At 64.7% G+C, this 21960-nt stretch carries 20 protein-coding genes; 11 read left to right on the top strand and 9 right to left on the bottom strand.

The window, feature by feature from the left end; all coding sequences use genetic code 11:
- Position 1: 1 nt before the first annotated feature.
- Complete coding sequence (locus tag NP503_RS17400; protein WP_236382975.1) at positions 2-1402, top strand: dihydrolipoamide acetyltransferase family protein; 1401 nt, start codon at positions 2-4, stop codon at positions 1400-1402.
- 249 nt (positions 1403-1651) lie between these two features.
- Entirely contained in the window at positions 1652-3049 is a 1398-nt protein-coding gene (gene lpdA / locus NP503_RS17395) for a dihydrolipoyl dehydrogenase (protein ID WP_127268448.1), read from the top strand.
- A 222-nt stretch (positions 3050-3271) separates the two neighbouring features.
- On the opposite strand, the gene NP503_RS17390 is transcribed toward lpdA, so the two are convergent.
- On the bottom strand, positions 3272-4375 hold the full coding sequence (locus tag NP503_RS17390) for a saccharopine dehydrogenase family protein (RefSeq protein ID WP_127268447.1): 1104 nt from the start codon (positions 4373-4375) through the stop codon (positions 3272-3274).
- 115 nt (positions 4376-4490) lie between these two features.
- Between NP503_RS17390 and NP503_RS17385 the strand changes: the two genes are divergently transcribed.
- A complete protein-coding gene (locus NP503_RS17385) occupies positions 4491-4919 on the top strand; it encodes an Lrp/AsnC family transcriptional regulator (RefSeq protein WP_127268446.1) in 429 nt (142 codons plus the stop codon).
- Positions 4920-5063: 144 nt separating this feature from the next.
- Here NP503_RS17385 and NP503_RS17380 read toward each other — a convergent pair whose 3' ends face one another.
- The 3 genes from NP503_RS17380 to NP503_RS17370 form a co-directional block, all read right to left on the bottom strand.
- Positions 5064-6428: an ATP-binding protein gene (locus NP503_RS17380; RefSeq protein WP_127268445.1), complete on the bottom strand. Its 1365-nt coding sequence runs from the start codon at positions 6426-6428 to the stop codon at positions 5064-5066.
- Complete coding sequence (locus tag NP503_RS17375; protein WP_127268444.1) at positions 6425-7102, bottom strand: winged helix-turn-helix domain-containing protein; 678 nt, start codon at positions 7100-7102, stop codon at positions 6425-6427. Before NP503_RS17375 ends, NP503_RS17380 begins: the two co-directional genes overlap by 4 nt.
- A gap of 171 nt (positions 7103-7273) precedes the next feature.
- Positions 7274-8071 (bottom strand): hypothetical protein, encoded by a 798-nt coding sequence (locus NP503_RS17370; protein ID WP_127268443.1) that lies wholly within the window; start codon positions 8069-8071, stop codon positions 7274-7276.
- On the opposite strand from NP503_RS17370, the gene NP503_RS17365 reads away from it, so the two are divergent.
- Positions 8070-8327, top strand: coding sequence for a hypothetical protein (locus tag NP503_RS17365; RefSeq protein ID WP_127268442.1), 258 nt, complete (start codon positions 8070-8072; stop codon positions 8325-8327). The two genes, NP503_RS17370 and NP503_RS17365, sit on opposite strands and share 2 nt — an antisense overlap.
- A gap of 9 nt (positions 8328-8336) precedes the next feature.
- Here the strand turns inward: NP503_RS17365 and NP503_RS17360 are convergent, their stop codons facing one another.
- Positions 8337-8822, bottom strand: coding sequence for a hypothetical protein (locus NP503_RS17360; RefSeq protein ID WP_127272427.1), 486 nt, complete (start codon positions 8820-8822; stop codon positions 8337-8339).
- 222 nt (positions 8823-9044) lie between these two features.
- Here NP503_RS17360 and NP503_RS17355 point away from each other — a divergent pair, with 222 nt between their 5' ends.
- Entirely contained in the window at positions 9045-9410 is a 366-nt protein-coding gene (locus tag NP503_RS17355; protein ID WP_013528752.1) for a RidA family protein, read from the top strand.
- A gap of 28 nt (positions 9411-9438) precedes the next feature.
- The gene (locus tag NP503_RS17350) at positions 9439-10671 is read left to right on the top strand and encodes an amidohydrolase/deacetylase family metallohydrolase (protein ID WP_127269761.1); all 1233 of its coding nucleotides are present in this window, start codon (positions 9439-9441) and stop codon (positions 10669-10671) included.
- A 16-nt stretch (positions 10672-10687) separates the two neighbouring features.
- On the opposite strand, the gene NP503_RS17345 is transcribed toward NP503_RS17350, so the two are convergent.
- Positions 10688-12478: an NAD(P)/FAD-dependent oxidoreductase gene (locus tag NP503_RS17345; RefSeq protein WP_127269759.1), complete on the bottom strand. Its 1791-nt coding sequence runs from the start codon at positions 12476-12478 to the stop codon at positions 10688-10690.
- A gap of 115 nt (positions 12479-12593) precedes the next feature.
- On the bottom strand, positions 12594-13538 hold the full coding sequence (locus tag NP503_RS17340) for a MurR/RpiR family transcriptional regulator (protein ID WP_127273418.1): 945 nt from the start codon (positions 13536-13538) through the stop codon (positions 12594-12596).
- Between the two features lie 337 nt (positions 13539-13875).
- Here NP503_RS17340 and NP503_RS17335 point away from each other — a divergent pair, with 337 nt between their 5' ends.
- From NP503_RS17335 to NP503_RS17315, 5 genes are all read left to right on the top strand, one after another.
- Complete coding sequence (locus NP503_RS17335) at positions 13876-14703, top strand: ABC transporter ATP-binding protein (RefSeq protein WP_127267334.1); 828 nt, start codon at positions 13876-13878, stop codon at positions 14701-14703.
- On the top strand, positions 14700-15548 hold the full coding sequence (locus NP503_RS17330) for an ABC transporter permease (protein ID WP_127267335.1): 849 nt from the start codon (positions 14700-14702) through the stop codon (positions 15546-15548). The genes NP503_RS17335 and NP503_RS17330 overlap by 4 nt, the downstream gene beginning before the upstream one ends.
- 71 nt (positions 15549-15619) lie before the next feature.
- Positions 15620-16783, top strand: coding sequence for an ABC transporter substrate-binding protein (locus NP503_RS17325; RefSeq protein WP_127267336.1), 1164 nt, complete (start codon positions 15620-15622; stop codon positions 16781-16783).
- Positions 16784-17046: 263 nt separating this feature from the next.
- A complete protein-coding gene (locus NP503_RS17320; protein ID WP_127267337.1) occupies positions 17047-18138 on the top strand; it encodes a Gfo/Idh/MocA family protein in 1092 nt (363 codons plus the stop codon).
- A 201-nt stretch (positions 18139-18339) separates the two neighbouring features.
- A complete protein-coding gene (locus NP503_RS17315; protein ID WP_127267338.1) occupies positions 18340-19776 on the top strand; it encodes an amidase in 1437 nt (478 codons plus the stop codon).
- A 226-nt stretch (positions 19777-20002) separates the two neighbouring features.
- On the opposite strand, the gene NP503_RS17310 is transcribed toward NP503_RS17315, so the two are convergent.
- A complete protein-coding gene (locus NP503_RS17310; RefSeq protein ID WP_127267339.1) occupies positions 20003-21247 on the bottom strand; it encodes a Xaa-Pro peptidase family protein in 1245 nt (414 codons plus the stop codon).
- 68 nt (positions 21248-21315) lie between these two features.
- On the bottom strand, positions 21316-21882 hold the full coding sequence (locus NP503_RS17305) for an invasion associated locus B family protein (protein WP_236382972.1): 567 nt from the start codon (positions 21880-21882) through the stop codon (positions 21316-21318).
- Positions 21883-21960 lie beyond the last annotated feature (78 nt).

Below are 21960 nucleotides of genomic sequence, written 5' to 3'. Positions count from 1 at the left end.
GATGGGCGAACACATCATCAAGCTGCCCGATGTCGGCGAAGGTGTCGCCGAGGCCGAGCTGGTCGAGTGGCACGTCAAGATCGGCGACATGGTGCGCGAGGACACGGTGCTCGCCGCCGTGATGACCGACAAGGCGACAGTCGAAATCCCGTCGCCGGTCGACGGCGAGATCCTGTGGCTGGGCGCCGAAATCGGCGACACGGTGGCGATTGGTTCGCCCATCGTGCGGCTGAAGGTGGCGGGCGAGGGGAATGTTGTCGCAGACACGAAATCGCCAGAGGTCACAGCGGCATCTACCCCCACCCCTAACCCCTCCCCACAAGGGGGAGGGGGAGGCGCCACAGCCTCCAAGGGCGGAGCAAAACCCACCTCATCGTCATCAGCAAATTCCAAAGGAATCGAAGGCGGGGAAGCGGCGGCGACCGAATCCCCCTCCCCCTTGTGGGGAGGGGCTAGGGGTGGGGGTACGGCGCCGACATCTCAAGTTGCCACGCCCGCCGGCGCACCGCGTCCCGAGGGCGAAAGACCGCTGGCTTCGCCTGCCGTGCGTCTGCGGGCAAAGGAAGCCGGCATCGATCTCAGGCAGGTTGCGGGATCCGGCCCTGCCGGCCGCATCGGCCATGAGGACATCGAAGCGTTCCTGGCGCGCGGGCCGCAGGTTGCCAGGACATCCGGCCTCGCCCGCAACGATGCGATCCAGGATATCAAGGTGGTCGGCTTGCGGCGCAAGATCGCCGAGAAGATGTCGCTGTCGAAATCGCGCATCCCGCACATCACCTATGTCGAGGAGATCGATGTCACCGCGCTGGAGGAATTGCGCGCCGCGCTCAACAAGGAGAAGCGCCCAGGTAGGGGTGGCGTGGAGCGGCCGAAGCTGACGCTGCTGCCGTTCCTGATGCGGGCCATGGTCAAGGCGATCGCGGACCAGCCCAACCTCAATTCGCTGTTCGACGACGAGGCCGGCATCATCCACCAGCATGGCGGCATCCATATCGGCATCGCCGCGCAGACGCCGTCGGGGCTGGTAGTGCCTGTGGTCAAACATGCCGAGGCGCGCGACATCTGGGAGTGCGGCGCAGAAATCATCAGGCTGGCCGAGGCGGCCAAGTCCGGCACGGCGACACGCGACGAGCTGTCCGGCTCGACCATCACCATCACCTCGCTCGGCGCCATGGGCGGCGTGGCGACGACGCCGGTCATCAACCATCCGGAAGTGGCGATCATCGGCGTCAACAAGATGATGGTGCGGCCGGTGTGGGACGGCACCCAGTTCATCCCGCGCAAGATGATGAATTTATCGTCAAGCTTCGACCATCGGGTGATCGATGGGTGGGATGCGGCGGTGTTCATCCAGCGGATCAAGACGCTGCTGGAAACGCCGGCGCTGATCTTTGTGGATTGAGGTGATGAGGCCGATGTCGAAGCTTGAGACGGACCTTCGGAAGTTACCGGCGTTGGAATGTGGGCTCCCCCTTCTCCCCTTGTGGGAGAAGGTGTCGCCGAAGGCGACGGATGAGGGGTGTTCCAGGGAACGCCAACGCCTCACTCCGCTGGAACACCCCTCATCCGTCTCGGCGCTAACGCGCCGATCCACCTTCTCCCACAAGGGGAGAAGGACAGGGCGCCCGGCGGCCGAAAGGAAGCAGCCAACATGAAAGAAATCTCCTGCAAGCTGCTGGTCATCGGCGCCGGTCCCGGTGGTTACGTCTGCGCTATCCGTGCCGGACAGCTCGGCGTCGATACGGTGATCGTGGAAGCCGGCAAGCCGGGCGGCACTTGTCTCAATGTCGGCTGCATCCCGTCCAAGGCGCTGATCCATGCGGCGGAGGAGTTCGAGAAGGTGTCGCACATGGAAGGCGGCAAGAGCCCGCTCGGCATCTCGCTCACCGCACCGACGCTCGACCTGGCGAAGACGATCGCCTGGAAGGACGGCATCGTGAGCCGGCTCAACAGCGGCGTCGCCGGCCTGCTCAAGAAGGCAGGAGTCAAGACCGTGCATGGCTGGGCGAGCTTTCGCGACGGCAAGACGGTTGCGGTCGAGACCGAGACGGGAAGCCAAGTCATCCGCGCCGAGACGATCGTCATTGCCACCGGCTCGGCGCCAGTCGAGCTGCCGTTCCTGCCCTTTGGCGGTCCGGTGATTTCGTCAACCGAGGCACTGGCACTGAGCGACGTGCCGAGAAAACTCGCGGTCGTCGGTGGCGGCTATATCGGGCTGGAACTCGGCATGGCGTTTGCAAAAATGGGCGCCAAAGTGACCGTGGTCGAGGCCTTGCCGCGCGTGCTGGCGCAGTATGACGCCGAACTCACGCGGCCCGTGGTCAAGCGGCTCAACGCACTCGGCGTCGAGGTGATGCTGGGTGCCAAGGCCAAGGGGCTATCGACCAAAGGCGATGCGCTGCTGGTCGAGACGGCGGATGGCAAGAGCGCCAAGGTCGCCGCCGAAAAAATCCTGGTCACGGTCGGCCGCAAGCCGGTGACCGAAGGCTGGGGGCTCGAGCAGATCGACCTCGACAGGGCAGGCAAATTCATCCGCATCGACGACCAGTGCCGCACCTCGATGCGCGGCATCTTCGCCATCGGCGACGTCACCGGCGAGCCGATGCTGGCGCACCGGGCGATGGCCCAGGGCGAGATGGTCGCCGAGATCGTCGCCGGCCACAAGCGCAACTGGGACAAGCGCGCCATTCCCGCCGTTTGCTTCACCGATCCGGAACTCGTCACCGCTGGTCTTTCGCCGGAAGAGGCCAGGGCTCTGGGCGGCGAGATCAAGATCGGCATGTTCCCGTTCGCCGCCAACGGCCGGGCGATGACGAAGCTGGGCGAAGACGGCTTCGTCCGCGTGGTGGCGCGGGCGGACAACCATCTGGTGCTCGGCATCCAGGCGGTCGGGCAGGGCGTGTCGGAACTGGCGGCGGCTTTTGGCCTGGCGCTGGAGATGGGCGCCAGGCTGGAGGACATTGCCGGCACCATCCATGCCCATCCGACGCAAGGCGAGGGATTCCAGGAAGCGGCGCTCAAGGCGCTGGGGCACGCGCTGCATGTTTGATTCGTGACAGTGCAAAGGCGGTGATGCTGGCGGGACACTCGCCCCCCTCTGTCCTGCCGGACATCTCCCCCTCAAGGGGGGAGATCAGCAGTTTCGGGCAACCCGCCTCTTCCAAGACTTTGAAAATTGGCGAAATCTAAGATGACAGCCTATCTCCCCCCTAGAGGGGGAGATGCCCGGCAGGGCAGAGGGGGGCAGCCTCTCACAAGAGAGAGACGCTGATCACCCCGCCAGCCGGCTCACCATCTCATGCTGCGCATAGGCGCGGCCGAAGCGGTTGGCCAGAAACGCGTCGAGCGCGATGTCTTCCTGCTTGATGAAGCCCGTGGCCGGCAGGCTGCCGTCGGCGAGCATGTCGAGCACGGCGCAGATGCCGGACGCCGTGGTGATCTGGATGGCGCTGCGCACCTGATCGCCGATGCGCCTGGAGTAGATCTTGTTGGCGTAGGTCTCCTGCAGCAGGCGGCCGTTCTTGCGGCCGGAGACGGTGACGAAGACGATGACCACGTCCTGCAGCGTCGCCGGCAGCGCGCTCTCGAAAATGTCTTTCAGCACGTCACGGCGGTGGCGCAGGCCGAGATCGTTGAGCAGCGCCTTCATGATCGCGGCGTGGCCGGGATAGCGGATGGTGCGGTAGTTCAGCGTGCGCACTCTGCCCTTCAGCGTCTCGGCCAGCGTGCCAAGGCCGCCGGAGGTGTTGAACGCTTCGTAGGTGACGCCGTCGAGCGAGAACTCCTCGCGCTCTTCCAGTGGCGGCACCTCGACCAGCTCGCCTTCGACGATCGCCTCGCAGGGCTCGCAATATTCGTTGATGACGCCGTCGGTGCTCCAGGTCAGATTGTAGTTCAGTGCATTGGAGGGATATTGCGGCAGGGCGCCGACGCGCATGCGCACGCTCTCCAGCGAATCGAACCGGCTGGCGAGATCGTTGGCGACGATCGAGATGAAGCCCGGCGCCAGGCCGCATTGCGGAATGAAGGCGCTTCTGCCCGAAACCGCCAGTTCCTTGACGCGGCGGGTCGAGACGACATCCTCGGTCAGGTCGAGATAGTGCACGCCGGCACAGGCCGCCGCTTCGGCGATGCGGGTGGTCAGATGGAAGGGAGCGGCGCTGAGCACCGCGAATTTGCCGGCGAGTGCGGCTTCAAGCGTGCCGGATGCTTCGATGTCGAGCTCAAGCGTCGCAACCGTGGCCGGCAGTTCGGCAGCAGCGAACTGTGCTGCCGAGCGGTCGACGAGCGTGACCTGATAATCCCCCTTGGCGGCGAGCATCTCGGCAATGGTCGAGCCGATCTTTCCGGCGCCGACAACGACAATTTTCTTCATGGCCGATCCCTCACTGATTGTGAGCCCAGATTCGCAGCTTGCCCGTCGAATGGAAGCGTGGTTTGGTTCGAAACGAAACCGTTGATTGGACAGTCTGCCGGGAAGAATCGTCGAAATGCTCAGTGACGCCGAACAGGCCCTGCTTTCCCTGCTGCGCGAGAATGCGCGCGCCTCGACCGCCGAGCTGGCGCGGCGGCTTGGCGTCTCGCGGACCACGGTGCAGAGCCGGATCGAACGGCTGGAGCAGCGCGGCATCATATCAGGCTATGGTGTGCGACTGGCGCCGGACTATGAGCAGGGGCTGGTGCGGGCGCATGTACTGCTCACCGTGACGCCCAAGCTCGCCGACAAGGTGGTGCGCGGCATGCGCGCCCTGACGACGGTCCGGACGCTGCATTCGGTCAGCGGCAATTTCGACATGATCGTCATCGTCGACGCACCATCGATCCGCGACCTCGACATGCTGCTCGACCAGATCGGCGCCATGGACGGGGTCGAGCGGACCCTGTCGTCGATCATCCTGTCGACGCGGATCGATCGGTGAAGCTGCTGGTCTCCCCCCTCGAGGGGGAGATGGCCGGCAGGCCAGAGGGGGTCGGTTCGACCGGATGCGACCTCCTTTCGACAGATGGGCGTTAGCGCTTCACGCGAGGCGACCCCCTCTGTCGCCTGCGGCGACATCTCCCCCTCAAGGGGGGAGAAAACTCACCGCCACCTCAAGCCCAGGGCGACAATCCTCAAGCGTGATCGATGCGCCATGCAGATCGGCAATCGCTCGCACAAGGCTGAGACCCAGCCCGCTGCCCCATGTCGACCGGCTATGGTCCAGCCGATAAAGCCGCTGAAACACTTTTTCATGTTCGTCGGCGGGAATGCCGGGACCGTTGTCGGCGACGCCGGCAACGACGCGTTCGTCCTGGCGCCCCACCGACAGCTTTATCGTCGTGCCCGATGGACAATGGCGCAGCGCGTTCTCGACCAGATTGGCGAACATCTGCGTCAACAGCTCGCGATCGCCATGGATCCGGTCCGTCGTTTCCGGTGGTTGCGCCAACGACAGCGACTTTCCGTCGTCCTCGGCAACATCGGCATAGATCTCGGCGATGGTCTGCAGCACCTCGCCCAGATCGACATCGGTGAACCGCGCCCGGCGGGCGCCGGCTTCGATCTGCGCGATGCGCAGCAGCGCATCGAAGGTCTCGTTGATCTGCAGGCTTTCGGCATGCGCCTCGGCCAGTTCGCGGGCGACCTTTTGACCTGACAGGTTCTTTTCGGACGCGGTGTCGAGGATCATCTGCAGCCGGTTGAGCGGCGTCTTCAGGTCGTGGGCGATGTTGGCGCTGACCTGTTTCATGCCTTCGACCAGTGCCGACAGGCGGTCGAGCGCGGCATTGACCTGGCTGGAGACGATGTCGATGTCGTCGCCCTTGCCGGTCAGCGGAATGCGGGTGTCCAGCCGTCCATGCGAGACATCCACCATGGTGGCGGCAATGCCGTCGAGACGGCGCTGGACCCGCGAGGCCAGCAGGGCGCCGCCGGCGACCGCCAGCCCGGTGATGATCAGGGTTCCCCAGCCAAAGCTCATCAGCACGATCCTCTCCAGCTCCTCCGTCTCGGAAAGGCTGAAGGCGACGGTCAGGGTGTTGCCGCCGACGGGGCCGGAATAGGCGCGGTACTCGGCGCCGGGCGGCACGCCGGGCATTTCGGTGTCGAACATCGAGAAACCGTCGGGAAGCCCTGCCGCGGTGAAGTTGCCGGCCAGGCGATTGCCCGTCGCGTCGGTCAGCGAAAACAGCTGCTCCTTTTTGAGGCTGCGCAGGGAGTGGCTGCCGACGGTCTCAACCAGCTCCTTGAGATCGTTCTCGGCATAGGTCGCGGCGACGACCGCGTAGGTCTCCTTGATGGTGTCGTCGAGCCGCTCGGCAAGATCGGCGCTCATCATCTGGTAGACGATGGCGCCCGACAGGACGAAGGCCAGCACGAACAGGAAGGCGAAGGTCAGAGCCAGCCGGAACGGCGTGCTGCGCAGCAGGCGGGACCATGTTCCGGTCATGACGGCGCGTGCAGGCTGTAGCCGGTGTTGCGGACGGTGTGGATGAGCTGGGTTTCGAAGGGCTTGTCGACCTTGGCCCGCAGCCGGCTGATATGGGTCTCGACGACGCTGGTCCTGGGATCGAAATGAAAATCCCAGACGCGCTCCAGAAGCATGGTGCGGGTGATGACGCGGCCTTCGCCGCGCATCAGCACTTCCAGCAGGCTGAATTCCCGCGGCTGCAGGTCGATCGGCTGGCCCCGCCTCGTGACCCGCCGCATGATCAGGTCCATTTCGAGGTCGGCGACCCGCAGGACGGTTTTCTGCTCCTGCGCCGCCGGCCGCCGGCCAAGCGCGTTGATGCGGGCGAGAAGTTCGGAAAAGGCGAAGGGCTTGACCAGATAGTCGTCGCCGCCGGCCTCCAGCCCCTCGACGCGATCGTCGATGCCGCCGACGGAGGTGAGAAAGATCGTGGGCGTCCGTACGCCCGCGGCGCGCACCGCCTTGATCATCGACAGGCCGTCGAGGCCGGGGATCATCCGGTCGGCGACGATCACGTCGTAATTGCCCCGGGTCGCCGCGAACAGCGCGTCATGTCCGTTGCGAAGGAGGTCGCAGACATGGCCGGCCTCGGTCAGTCCCCTGACGATATAGTCGGCCGTCCTGTGGTCGTCCTCGACGAGAAGCAGTCGCATGAAAGGTCCGGTCCGTTGCCGAGATGGAGAGGCTATCACCGGCACGGGCTTGTTCCTAGGATGTCACGAAGGCGCAGGCATTCGGAGCGGCTTCTCCCAACTTCGTCATCGTCGGGTCCGCGCTGCGTCGCTACGCTCCTTGCTCCGCGCGCGGATGACGAGGCCAAGGCTTCAGTCCAGGTCCAGCAACAGTTCATCGGCCTCGTCGGTTGCCTCCTTCAGGGTCATGTGCAGGACAAGCGCAAAGATACAGCCAAGGAAGAGCAGGCTGGTGAAGATGGTGCCGAGACCCAGGCCGCCGTGCCTGGCCGATCGCGACAGCAGGTCGCCGAAGGAGGCGCCAAGCGGCCGTGTCAGGATATAGGCGAGCCAGAAGGCCAGGATGCCGTCGAGATGCAGCAGCCAGTAGGCGAGCGCTATCAGCGCGATGGCACCGCCGAACAGCAGCCCCGTCGTGAGGTAGCCCATGTCGAAGCTTTCGGCGACGAGGTCGCCGGCGGCGGTGCCGAGCGCGAAGGTCAAGAGGATCGCCAGCCAGTAGAAGATCTCGCGCCTGGTGGTGAAGATGGTGTGGATCGACAGCGTCCTTTCGCTGGCGTACCAGACCGCGAATGTCGCGGCGAGCGCGACCGAGAAGGCGATGGTTGCCGTCTGCAGGCGCACGCCGAAACTGTCGACGAGGCTGTCCGTCACCAGCGTGCCGACGATGCTGATCAGCACCACCGCCGGCCAATAAGCCCACGGCACATAGCATTTCCGCGTAAACTGCAGGACAAGGGCCGCGATCAGGATGCCGGTCATGATCAGCGAGGTGACGGTCAGCCCAAGCCCGATCGTGTCGGCAAGATAATCCGCCGCGGTCTCGCCCGTGGTGACCGCCATCAGCTTGACCAGCCAGAAGTCGAGGGTGACGTCGGGAACCCTGTTGTGGCTCGGTGCGGCGGGTTGTTGCCTGTTGGGCGCGAGCATGGCTGAAGTCCAGAGGTCGATGGTTGCGGCGGGGCGGTTGCGATCCGCCCCGCGCATCGTAAACAAACGAGTTCACACCGGCCTGTCCGGCGGCATACAAATTCGTAAGAATGGGCGCAAAAGGCATTGCCAATGTCTGGCGATGCGTTTGATGGAATGCGGCGCCTTGCATCCGCCATCGCTGTTCAACGGCGCGCTGATGGCGGCCGCGGTGCCGGGCCGCACGTTCGGCCCGACCCATCCTGCGCTCTGGTGATCGGTGGTTCTAGCTACCGAGCGGATGCGGCATGTAGCCGACGAAGCCTGATATCTTCCAGCTGCCGCCGACCTTGCTGCAGAAATACAGCGTCTGCCATTTCAAGCGGTCGACGCTGCCGTCCGCCTTGGCAACCGAGCCGTCGAATTTCTTGTGCAGCACGGCGCGGTCGCCGTCGACATCGATGTCGCGCATGTTGGTGACGCGAAACAGCGCCTCGCGCAGCGGCTCGGCGAATTTGGTCGCCGCCGTCTCCCTGGCCTGGCGCAGCCATTCGTCGCGATAGATTTCGAGCCTTGGAAACTGCAGCCGCCAGGCGTCGGCGTTGTGCAGGAAATGCGCATGCATGCCGAAGAAGCTCGAGGCTACGAAATCATCCTCGACCATGGCCCAGTCCTGGCCGATGAAAGCGTCGATGTCGCGCCGCACCAGCATTTCCCAGAGCGCGTGGCGATCGGCATCGCCTGATGGAAACGGGTTCTTGTCGTAAGTCATCGCTGGGTGTCTCCGCTCTGGCAAATGCGTCTGTACGTTGCGGCTTCCAAGCCGCCCGTCAGCGCGTACGATGCAAGCGCTCTTGTAATAAAGCAACACGGATTTCGAAGAATGTTGCTTTCCAACAAGGCCCCCTATGAGGATCGCCCCGATCGGCGTAAATGTCGATCGAAGCGGGCGCTGCCATGGCACCCCGTCCTGTCATCAGAGGAGGCTTGTCCCTTGCCGAAACAGTGTTTTGGAACATCGCATGTGCCGTTGTCGCCCGCCGTGCGGGCCGGCGATCTCGTCTATGTCTCGGGCCAGGTTCCCGTCGGCAGCGACGGCATCGTGGTCAAGGGCGGCATATCGGAACAGACCGAGCAGGTGCTCGCCAATATCAAGGCCGCGCTGGCGCTGGCCGGCTGCACCATGGACGATGTGGTGAAGACCACGGTCTGGCTGGAAGATGCGCGCGATTTCGGCGCCTTCAACGCGGTCTATGCCCGGCATTTCCCCAAAAACCCGCCGGCCCGCACCACGGTCGAATCGCGGCTGATGATCGATATCAAGATCGAGGTCGAGGCGGTCGCTTACCGGCCTCTGTAGGCAAAGCAACGAAGCGGAGGTGACCTCAATGCAATTCGACCTCCTGCTGAAGGGCGGACGGCTGATCGATCCGGCCGCTGGCCTCGACGCGCCGCGCGATGTCGCCATCGCCAATGGCCGCGTTGCCGCAGTCGATGCCGATATCCCGGCGGACAGCGCAGCGCAGATCGTCGATGCCGGCGGCTGCATCGTCACGCCGGGCCTGGTCGACCTGCACAGCCACGTCTATTGGGGCGGCACGTCGCTTGGCGTCGATGCCGACCGGCTGGCCGCCAAGAGCGGCACCACCACCTTCATCGATGCGGGCAGTGCCGGCGCCGGCAATTTCCTCGGCTTCCGCCGCCATGTCATGGAGCGGTCGAAGGTCCGCATCCTGGCCTATGTCAACATTTCCTTTGCCGGCATTTTCGGCTTCTCGCAGACAGTGTCGGTCGGCGAGTGCAGCGACCTCAGGCTGTGCGAGCCGCGCGAGGTGGTCGCGGCGGTGCGTGAACACCGCGATGTCGTGGTCGGCGTAAAAGTCCGCTCCGGCAAGCATGCCGGCGGCACCAGCGGCATCGCCCCGGTGGATCTGGCGCTGGAGGCCGCCGACCAGGCCGGCCTGCCGCTGATGGCGCATATAGACGAGCCGCCGCCCGGCCGCTCGGAAGTGCTGCCGCGGCTGCGCAGGGGCGACATTCTCACCCACTGCTTCCGGCCGTTTCCCAATGCGCCGGTATTTGCTTCCGGCGCGGTGCGGCCCGACATGCGGCTGGCGCGCGAGCGCGGCGTCATCTTCGACATCGGCCACGGCATGGGCTCGTTCGATTTCGCCGTTGCCCGTGCCATGCTCGAGGAAGGGCTGGCGCCCGACGTGATCTCGAGCGACGTGCATCTCTACTGCGTCGACGGGCCGGCCTTCGACATACTGGTCTGCATGTCGAAGCTGCTGGCGCTCGGCATGCCGCTGGTCGAGGTCCTGCGCGCCGCCACGCAAGCGCCGGCGCAGGCGATCGCCAGGCCTGACCTGGGCACGCTGGCGGTCGGCACCGTCGGCGATGTCGCCGTGCTCCGGCAGCGCCCGGGCCGCTTCACCTTCGTCGATGCGGTCGGCGCGTCATTGGTCGCCGACCAGAGGCTGGTGTCGGATGGCATCGTTATCGGCGGCACCTGGTGGCCGAACGAGGCGGCTGATCACAACGAGACCGAGCGTTTCGTGGCGCAGGCGTCGCATACGCATGTTGAGGTGGCCGCGAGGCATTTTGGGCATCGGCACGATTAGCTCTTGCGGTAGATGGCTACCGCCCCGAATTGCTCGGCTTCCCATAAACCGGCGTCTCAATGCGCTCCATCCGCGCCTTGATCTGCAGCGCCACATATTTCGAATAGAAGCGCGACAGCGCCAGATTGCCGCCGTGGAACCAAAGCGCTTCCTGCGCGGTCGGCTTCCACATGTTGCGCAGCTCGCCTTGCCAGGGTCCGGGGTCGCCCTTGACGCCCGAGCCAAGCCCCCAGCAGGGGCCGACCTTGTCGGCGACTTCGCGCGAGACGATCGAAGCCACCGTCTCGTTCATCGACTGATAGCCGGTGCAGGCGATGATGGCGTCGGCGGCGAGTTCACTGCCGTCCTCGAACAGGATGCCGCTCGGGGTCAGCGACTTGATGGCGACGCCGCTGCGGATGCCGATCTTGCCGTCGATGATCAGGTCGGAAGCGCCGACATCGATATAGTAGCCGGAGCCGGTGCGGTAGGCCTTCATCAGAAGGCCGGTCTCGTCGTCGCCGAAATCGAGGGCGAAGCCGGCGGCGCGCAAGCGGTCGTAAAAAGCCGCGTCGCGCGCCTTGATCACCTCGTAAAGCGCCCGCTGGCCCTTGGGCACCAGCGCGAACGGCGTCGAGGCGACGATCATGTCGGCCTTCTCGGTGGTGATGCCGCGCGCCAGTGCGTCTTCCGAGAAGATCTCGAAGCCGACTTCCATCAGCGTGTCCGATTTGACCACCGTCGTCGGCGAACGCTGGATCATGGTGACCTCGGCGCCGCTTTCCCAGAGGTCGACGCAGACATCGTGGCCGGAGCTGGCCGCGCCGATGACCGCGACTCGTCTGCCGCGGAATTTGTCGCCGCTGGCATACTGGCTGGAGTGCAGCAACTCGCCCTTGAACCGGTCGGCGCCCGGCAGATCGATCCGCCGTGGCGGACCGTAGGCGCCGGTGGCGAAGACGATGTGCTTCGGCTTCAGCGTGATCTGGCGGCCGACGCGGTCGACGACCACGGTCCAGACTTTTTCGGCCTCATCATAGGACGCGCTCAGGCATTTCGTGGCGACCCAGTAATTGAGCTCCATGACGCGCGTGTACATTTCCAGCCAGTCGCCCATCTTGTCCTTGGGCGTGAACACCGGCCAGTTTTCGGGGAAGGGAATGTAGGGCAGATGGTCGTACCAGACCGGATCGTGCAACACGAGCGTGCGATAGCGGTTGCGCCAGGAATCGCCCGGCCGCGCATTCTTCTCGATGACGATGGTGGGCACGCCGAGCTGGCGCAGCCGCGCCCCCAGCATGATGCCGCCCTGGCCGCCGCCGATGACCAGGCAGTAGGGCTGTTCCTCGGTGCCGAGCTCGCGCGTCTCGCGCGCCCGCGCCTCCGACCAGGTCTCGCGCCTGGGATCGGCCTTGTGGCGCACGCCAAGCGGCCGCTTCGCCCCCTTGCGCTCCTCGAAGCCTTTCAGGTCCGTCATTGCCGTGAACAGCGTGCGGCAGCGGCCGTCGCGCAGCCGCATGATGCCCTCTCCCCTGGCCACCGCGGTTTCGAAGCTGAACCACGCCTCGATGGTGCCATCGTCCGAGATCGCCTCGCCGGTCAGTTGCCACGCGCTCGGCTTGGCCGTCGCCAGCGTCGCCGCCAGCATGTCGGCGATCGCCTCGCGGCCTTCCATGGTGGTGATGTTCCAGGTGAAGGTCAGGAGATCGCGCCAGTAGCAATCGTCGACGAACAGGTTGCTCGCAGCGGCCACGTCGCCGGCTGCGAGTGCCTGCGCCAGGGATTCGAGCCATGCGGCTGCCTGTTTCGTCGGTGCTATTTCGAGCATTTCTTTCCCTCTTTGTGCATGCGCCCAATCCAAGTTGGGATCATCAATTGTTGAACTCGGCGCCGCCCCTCATCCGCCTGCCGGCACCTTCTCCCCGTGAACGGGGAGAAGGGAGCTAGTCTCCGAGCGGCTCCATCTCCTTGCCGGTGCGGTGGATCTGGGCGTTGTATTTGATGCGGCGCACGGTCTCGCGGGCCGAACCGTCGAGCTTGTAGGCCGAGGCCACCGCCAGAAGGTCGATCGCCGCCAGGAAGGCGAAGCGCGAGGCCGTCGGCTTCAGCGTGTCGGGATATTCGGGCACCGCCACCGTCAACCTGACGTCGCAGGCGCGGGCGAGTTCGGTGTCGGGCGCGGTTACGGCGATGGCGTTGGCGCGGTAGTGCTTGGCGAGCTCGACGGCCTCGATCACCTCGCGGGTGCGTCCGGTCGCCGAAATGGCGATCACCAGATCGCCCGGCTTGAGCGTCGAGGCGGTCATGCGCATCAGATAGGGGTCGCACTGGGCGCTGACGGTGATGCCGTAGCGGAACAGCCGGTATTGGGTTTCCTGCGCCAGCGCCGAGGAGCTGCCGCCGAGGCCGAACACGGTGACCTGGCGCGCCTTGGCGATCAGATCGGCGGCTTTCTGCAGCTGCGCCGGGTCGAGCTGCCGCTCGGCCTCCTGCAGCGCCCGGCGCGCCTCGCCGAATACGGCGTTCCAGAACGGCATGCCATTGTCATTGCTGACGGAGGGCGACTTGGCCAGATAGAGCGCACCGACGACGAGGCTCTGCGCCAGCTTCAGCTTGAAGTCGCGCACGCCCTCGCAGCCGATGGCGCGGCAGAACCGGGTCACCGTCGGTTCGCTGACCCCGGCGCGCTGGGCAAGGGCGGCGTTGGAGGCGTCGACGGCATATTTGACGTCGTCGAGCACGACATCGGCGACACGCCGTTCGGCCGGGCGCAATTCGCTGTAGGAATCCTTGACCAGCGAGATGATGTCGGGAATGCGCCGGACAGGATCGCGCCCCTCGGTATCCTGGCCTGGAACAGGCTCGTCCTGGCTGCCAGCTTCGTTCATGGGGTCCTGGTCTTTCCCTGGGTTGCGAGGCTGCCGTCTTAGCATGTTTGCACGCCCTGGCTCCACGCGCCCGACCGCATCGCAACCGCAGCGTGTCGTAGGGTAAAGATCACCTTCCTCCGGTCCTCTCCGATCCGTGTCAGTTCCGAAGTATGTAGGAAAGCAACATGCATTTCAAGGCCGCAAAACCGATATTAAAACAAGCAGATAGGCATACTAATCGATTTTCCTGATACGGTGGCCATCGTCGGTGCTTGACAGGAAAGTAGGATAGTTACAGACTGATTTTCGCTGGGGATGAGCCAATGGATCATCGCGCAATCTTCCCGGGGGGCAGATGAATACGGGCGATGCAAAAAAGCCGAAGCTTGGCGTGCAGGCAGCGACCAAGATCTATCACACGGCCTCCGGCGACCTGCTGGCGCTGGACCGCTGCAGCCTAGATGTCAGCGCCAATGAAATCGTCTCGATCGTCGGCCCTTCCGGCTGCGGCAAGACCACGCTCTTGTGGTCGATGTCGGGCCTGCACAGCCTGACCAGCGGCGAGATCCGGCTCGATGGCAAGGCCATCACCGGTCCGCATCCCGATATCGGCATCGTCTTCCAGGAGGCGAACCTCCTGCCGTGGCGCAATCTCGACGCCAACATCCGCTTCCCTTTCGAGATCAAGGGCGAGAAGCCGGACCGGGCGTGGATCGCGCATCTGCTCAACCGGGTCGGGCTCGACGGCTTCGGCGGCAAGTTTCCGCGTGAGCTGTCGGGCGGCATGCAGCAGCGTGCGGCGATCGTGCGGGCGCTGGCGCTGAAGCCCTCGGTGCTTTTGATGGACGAGCCGTTCGGCGCGCTCGACAGCTTCACCCGCGAGGAGATGAACCGGCTGGTCGAGGAGATCTGGCTCGACACCAAGACAACGATCGTCTTCATCACCCACTCGATCGAGGAGGCGATCTTCCTCTCCGACCGGGTCGTGGTGCTGAGCGCCCGGCCGGGCCGCGTCGCCAAGGAATATCGCGTGCCGTTTGCGCGGCCACGCTCGCTGGAGATCATGGCGACGAAGGAGGTCTTCGACCTCACCAACCGTATCAAGATGGACATTGTCGGCGAACGCACGCGGCCAAAAGCGCCGGAGCGCGCGAGCGCCGAGATCGTGAGGATCAGGCCGTGAGCGGAGGCGACGCCATTCCGGAATTCTCCAAATCCAAGTCTGCCGACGGCCACGAGGTCAGCCTGACCAATCTGTCGGCCTTCGCCAGCGGCCCCGGCATCAAGTCGGGCAAGGAGGTGGCGGCCATTCTTGCCGTGGCGGTGATCATCATCGGCGGCATCGAACTGGCGCTGCGGCTGTTCCACGTGCCGCTCTACATCATGCCGCCGCCGAGCTCGATCGCCTATGCGCTGTTCGACGAGTTCCCGCTGATCGCGCCGCATCTCGGCTACACGCTCGTCGAGCTGGTGTCCGGCTTCACCATCGGCGCCATCATCGGCCTGGTGCTGGCCGCCGTCATCACCCAGTTTCCGTTCGCCGAGAAGATCGTCGCGCCCTACATCCTGCTTCTGGTCACCACGCCGATGCTGGCACTGGTGCCGCTTCTGATCCTGCGCTTCGGCTTCGGCTACACGCCGCGCATCATCGCGGTGGCGCTGGCCGCCGGGCCGATGGTGATGATCAATGCCGCCACCGGCTTTCGCCGCGTCGACAGCGCCAAGATCGCGCTGGCACGCTCCTATGGCGCCAGCACCCTGCAGATCTTCTGGAAAATCCGAGCGCCGATGGCGCTGCCGATGATCCTGGTCGGGCTGATGATCGGCGCCATCTTCGGTCTGCTGACCGCGGTCGGCGCCGAAATGGTCGGCGGCGGCTTCGGCCTCGGCAACCGGCTGACCACCTATTCGTCGATGATCCAGATGCCGCAGTTCTTCGCCGTGGTGCTGATCCTGTCGACGCTCGGCATCCTGATCTACGTGCTGTTCTTCCTGATCGGCAAGAAATGGGCGAGCTGGGAGGCTTGAACACAGGGATATGACGGCGCGCCCGGGAGGCGGCGGCAAGAGACTGACATCAAACAAAAAAGGGGAATGCTATGACCAAAGAAAACTCCATCAGCCCGGCGGGCATCAGCCGCCGCTACTTCCTGCAGGTGACCGGCGCCGGGCTGGTGACCGCGACGGCGCTTGGCGCCACCGGCCTCAAGGCCAGGGCCGAACCCTACGGAAAATTCACCTGGATCTCGCCGCGCGGCACGCTCGAAGTGCTCGACGACTATCCCTACTGGGCAGCCAAGAAGGCCGGCTATTTCGATGGGCTGGACACCGACATGCAGCCGGGGCCGTCGGACGGCACCGCGACGGTGAAGTTCGTCGATGTCGGCCAGGCCGATATGGGCTTCCCGTCGCCCGGCGTGTTCTCTTTCGCCATCCAGAACGGCATGAAGCTGAAGTCGGTGTTCCATATGGGCGCCCGCGACACGTTCAGCATCGCCTTCCGCAAGGGCGAGGGATCGAACGATCTGAAGAAGCTGGAAGGCAAGACCATCCTGCTCGGCTCCGCCGCCTGGCAGTCGATCACCGACCCGCTGCTGGCGGCGCAGGGCGTCGACATCAAGAAGGTCAAATATGTCGAAGCCGGCTGGCCGACATGGGGCACGGCTCTTGCCGGCGGCCAGGGCGACGCTGCCCTGTCGTGGGAAGGCCTACGCGCCGAATGGATCGCCAAGGGGCTCGACTTCGAATACTGGCTCGGCGTGCAGAACTCAAAGCTGCCGGCCAATACTTTCGTCGTGCGCGCCGCCGATCTGGAGGACGCCGACAAGAAGGCGTTGCTGGAAAAGTACCTGCGCGGCTGGGCGATGGGCCTCGAATTCGGCTACCAGAATCCCCGCGCGGCGGTCGAAGCGGTGTTCGAGCAGTTCCCGACGCTGGCCAAGAATCTCGGGCCGGAGCTTGGCACCACCTCGATCCTGCAGCAGATCAACGTCTTCCGCGGCGACATGGACAAACGCGGCGGCTGGGGCTCGCACGACATGGCGAGCTGGCAGGGCTTCTTCGACGAAATCCACAAGATCGGCCAGATCACCGCTCCGGTGAAGGCCGAGGATGTCTGCACCAACGATTTGATCGGCCCGGCCAATGATTTCGACAAGGCCAAGGTCAAGGCCGATGCCGACGGCGTCAAGCTGTCGGAAGGTTTTGCCGCGCTCGATGTCGAGAAGATCAAGGCGCATCAGTTCGATTCGGCGGTGAAGTAGGGCTGGCAATTGTCCAGGTCAGCGCCGCCCCTCACCTGCCTGCCGGCATCCTCTCCCCGTAAACGGGGCGAGGGGACGCTGTCGTTGATGATTTCGCCAATCGCCAACATTGCGGCCAGCCCTTTCTCCCCGTCACTATACGGGGAGAAATGCCCGGCAGGGCAATGAGGGGCGGCGCCAACCTAAGGTGATTGTCCTGGATAAACATGCGGGCGACGGCAACAGCGCCGCCTGTGATTTAATCAAGAATTTGGGAGGCAGCGGTGTCCGACAGAGTAAAAGTGCTGGTGGTGGGTCTCGGCAATATGGGTGCGTCGCATGCCAGCGCGTATCACCGGCTCGACGGTTTCGAGATCGTCGGCATTATGAGCCGCTCGATCAAGAGCAACACGAAGATTCCGGGAGAGTTAGCCGGCTACCCACTCTACGAGGATTTCGACCAGGCGCTGAAGGAAACAAAACCGGACGCGGTGTCGATCAACAGCTGGCCGAACACCCACGCCGAATATGCGCTGAAGGCAATCGCCGCCAACTGCCATGTGTTCATGGAAAAGCCGCTCGCCACCAACAATGAGGATGCCGAGAAGGTTGTCGCGGCGGCGCGGGCGAAGAACCGCAAGCTGGTGCTCGGCTATATCCTGCGCGTCCACCCGTCATGGATCAAGTTCATCGAGGTCGGGAAGACGCTCGGCAAGCCGCTGGTGATGCGGCTCAACCTCAACCAGCAGAGCAGCGGCAGCGCCTGGCACTGGCACAAGAACCTGATCGATTCGCTGATCCCGATCGTCGATTGCGGCGTCCATTATGTCGACGTCATGTGCCAGCTGACCGGCGCCAAGCCGGTGCGCGTGCATGGCATCGGCGCCAAGCTCTGGGCGGAAGCCGACAAGCAGAATTACGGCCACCTGCACGTCACCTTCGATGACGGCTCGGTCGGCTGGTACGAGGCGGGCTGGGGCCCAATGATGAGCGAAACGGCCTATTTCGTGAAGGACGTGGTCGGCCCCAAGGGCGCGGTGTCGATCGTCGCCGGCCAGCAGGCAAGCAATGCTGCCGAACTTGCAGAGGTTTCGAGTTCCGCCGACATCGACCGCCACACCAAGACCGATGCGCTGAAGATCCATTATGCTCAGGTCGACGGCGACAAGAATTTCTCGAAGCCCGACGAGATCGTCAGCATGGAGGACGAGCCCGGCCACCAGGAGCTCTGCGACCGCGAGCAGGCCTTCTTCCTGCGCGCCATCCGCGAGGATCTCGACCTCACCGAGCAGATGGATGCGGCGGTCAACAGCCTGCGCATCGTGCTGGCCGCTGAACAGAGCATCGCACTCGGGCGGACCATCGACCTGGCCTGACGCAATCCGGCTGCTGGCGGCAATCGTTTCAGGCCGGCGCTGCCCCTCACCCTTACCCTCTCCCCGTGAAGAACGGGGAGAGGGGGTCGTCAGCGTTGGAGCGTCTCCCTTCTCCCCGTCACTATACGGGGAGAAGGTGCCGGCAGGCGGCTGAGGGGCGGCGCCAACGTTGGCAAGATCAACGAACGACGGGAGAGAGACATGGTCACCGAAAGTCTGCTGAAAACCTATGCCGAGTCCGACGCGCTCGACCTTGCGGCACTTGTGAAGCGGGGCGACGTTTCACCGGGGGAACTGGTGGAGGCGGCGATCACGCTGGTCGAGCGGCTCAACCCGACGCTCAATGCGGTCATCCATCGCCTCTACGACATGGCGCGCGCCCAGGCCGAGACAATCGACACATCAGCGCCCTTCGCCGGCGTGCCGTTCCTGCTCAAGGAGCTGGCCTCGTCCTGGACCGGGGCACCGAACACCAACTCCTCATTCTACCTCAGGGATGTCGTTGCCGATTTCGACACCGAGGTCGTTCGCCGCATGAAGGCGGCCGGGCTGGTGCTGGTCGGCAAGTCGAACGCGCCGGAGAACGGTTGGTCGATCACCACCGAACCAAAACTCTACGGTGTGACCAAGAACCCGTGGAAGGAAGGCATCACGCCCGGCGGCTCGAGCGGCGGCGCTGCCGCGGCCATCGCTTCGCGCATGGTGCCGATCGCCGAGGCCAGCGATGGTGCAGGCTCGATCCGCATTCCGGCCTCCTGCTGCGGTATCGTCGGGCTGAAACCGTCGCGCGGCCGCGTCAGCCTCGCGCCGTTCGGCGACTATTGGTATGGCGGCGCGTACTTCCTGTGCTGCTCGCGCACCGTGCGCGACACGGCGGCCTATCTCGACGCGGTTGCCGGCGCGCTGCCGGGCGACCCCTATACGCCGCCGGTGCCCGATGGTTCTTGGCTCAGCCTGTCGGCACGGGCGCCAAAGAAGCTGCGCATCGGCTTTTCCGTCACGCCACCCAACGGCACGGCGATCGATGCGGAGGTGAAGGCGGCGGTGCTGGCAACCGTGGCTGCGCTCGAGCGGCTCGGCCACGACGTCGAGGAGCACGATATGCCGCTCGACGCGAACGCTGTGTGGAAGACCTACACCAACATGACCTGCGTGCAGACGGCGGCGACGTTCGACTACCTTGAGACGGTGATCGGCCGGCCGGTGACGCCAGGCGATGTCGAGGCGGTGACTTGGGCAATCATCGAGCGCGGCCGCTCGACCAGCGGCACCAGGCACATCTCCGATGTCGAGCAGCTCAGGCAGGTCGGCCGCGACATCGTCGGCGACCTCGGCGCCTACGATATCTTCATCACCCCGACCCTGACGCAGCTGCCGCGTCCGTTCGGCTATTACGACATGTCGGAAACCGACATCGACCGCTACAACGCCAAGTGGGCGGATTCGGTGTTTGCGTTCCCCTTCAACATCTCCGGCCAGCCGGCGATCTCGCTGCCGCTCGGCTGGTCGAAAGACGGCGTGCCGATCGGCGTGCAACTGGTCGGCCGCTACGGTGACGAGGCAACGGTGCTGGCCGCGTCGGCGCAGCTGGAGCAGGAGATGCCGTGGAGCGATCGGCGGCCACCGGTGAGTGGTTAGGTGCTGGCCACCTCACCACCGAGTTCCGTGGCGCCCCCCTCTGTCCTGCCGGACATCTCCCCCTCAAGTGGGGAGATCGGCTGCTACGACCACCTTCGCCAATATTCGACGTTGAAGACGAAGACCGACGCCGAAACAGTCAATCTCCCCACTTGAGGGGGAGATGCCCGGCAGGGCAGAGGGGGGCGCCGTAGAGCGCTATCTTTGAAAAACGACCACGCCCTCGCTACCCAATCCTCTCCAGCCGTCTCGGCAAGCGGTTCATGGCGACAGCCCCGTCCGGTGTGATCAGGAACTGATCCTCGAGATTGAAGCTGGCGAGGCCGTCTATGTAGAGCGGGATCTCGAAGGCCAGCACCATGCCGGCTTCGATGACGACATCGCTATCGGCGGCGATGAACGGCCATTGCTCCGAGAAGACCGACTGGCCGACGCCATGGCCGAAATGACCGCGGCGGTAGGTGCGCAGCCCTTGCCGCGCCAGGCTGTCGGTGGCGACGCGATGCACGTGGGTGAGCGTGGCTCCCGGAACAAGCGCTGCCAGCCCGTCGTCAAAGGCCCGCTCGGCGATCGCGTGCAGTTCGGCCTGCTCGGCGGATGGCGATCCGAAGGTGAAGTTGCGCGACATGTCGGAGGCGTAGCCGCCGACCGTGCAGACCATGTCGCACTTCAGCGGATCGCCAGGCATGGCTTTCGCATCGGTGCTTTTGGCCTTCGCGCCCAGCGTCACATATTCGGCTGTGGCGACCGGATGGGACAGGCCGGACGCGGCCGTGGCGACGCCTTGCCGATAGAGGGCAATGAGATCGCCCTGACGCATGCCGGCCATGGCATCGACCTGCAGCCGCTCCAGCCCGGCTTCCGACAGGATGATGCCTTGCTGGAGCAGATCGATCTCGCGCGGCGACTTGATGGCCCGCAACCTGTCGAGCACGGCCGAGCCGTCGACCATCGTGCAGCCCGGCAGCAGCGCCTGCATGACCGAGAGATCGGCGGCGGGAATAAAATCGAGATCGACGCCGATCCTTGCGCGCTCAAGTCCGAACCCGCTCAGGATCTCCTTCAGTTCGCGGACGGAACGGGCAAGTTCGAATGTTGCCGGCCGGGAAAAACCAGGCGCCCGGCCAGACGAGGCAAGGCCGGCCTCGACGCGTTGCGCCAGCCCTTGCCCTGCGGTCGAGGCGTCAAGCGTGGCGGTTTCGATCCAGATCGGGTGGCTGCGGATGACGGCATCCGACAGAGCCAGTTGCAGCTGTCCCGCATTGAAATCCGCCACCACGACGCCCACCGGCAAGTCTTGGCCAGCCGGGATGACGACGAAGCCGGCGCCGGCGCGCCGGAACAGTCCCGACGGCCCGATCGAGGCTCCGGTCGCATAGTGGAAGGCCTCAGGCGCGCACAGCACCAGCGCCTCGATGCCGGCGCGGTCCATCAGTTGCGCCGCGCGCTGGCGATCGACAAAGCCTGTCATGGGTTTCTCCACTGTCCGAAGCGGCAACGGAGCATTCCGGGTGCGCACAATCAAGCCGCTGACAGCAGCTACTTGATCGATTCCAGCTTGGCGACGGCGGCGGTGAAGCCGGCCAGCGACACCGGGATGGTGACCGGCTTGCGGGTGACCGATTCCATGCCGATGTTCAGATTGGTCCCGGACTTCATGGCCTTGATGAGATCCGCCGACAACGGCGTGGCGGCATAGGCGCCGTTCTGGTCGCTGGTCTGGATGGCAATCGTCGTCTTCTGGCCCTGGTCGATCTGGAAGGAGGCGCCGGACGGCAGGAACAGGCCGTGCGGCAGGGCAAGCAGCATGGCGAGGCTGCCATTGCCGTTGTCGCGGCGCACGGTCACGGTCAGCACGCGCTGCCCGGTCTTGGCCTCGGTCAGGTTCTGCGACACCTGGCACTGAAGCTCGGTGGTCGCCGAACCGGAGGAGCAGTTCACCGCCCACGGATTGGCATCGGCCGGTTTTGCATTGGTTTCAGCCGGCTTTGGCTGGGCCGGCTTGGCATCTTCGGCAAGGGCTGGGCCGGCGGCCAGACCAAGCCACAGGGCGGCCAGCCCCGCGGCCACGCCAAGTAAATTAGACTTGTCTAAAGTAAGTGCCATGTTGTTTTGCCGGATGCCTTGCATGTTTCCTCGCCGCGCCCCGGTATTCTCCCGAGCATGGCTTGATACAACACTCGC

It is taken from the genome of Mesorhizobium sp. SEMIA396 (genome assembly GCF_024518615.1).
Taxonomy (GTDB): Bacteria; Pseudomonadota; Alphaproteobacteria; order Rhizobiales; family Rhizobiaceae; genus Mesorhizobium.
Note: the sequence above shows the minus strand (reverse complement) of the source record. Positions and strands in the feature narration are given on the sequence as shown.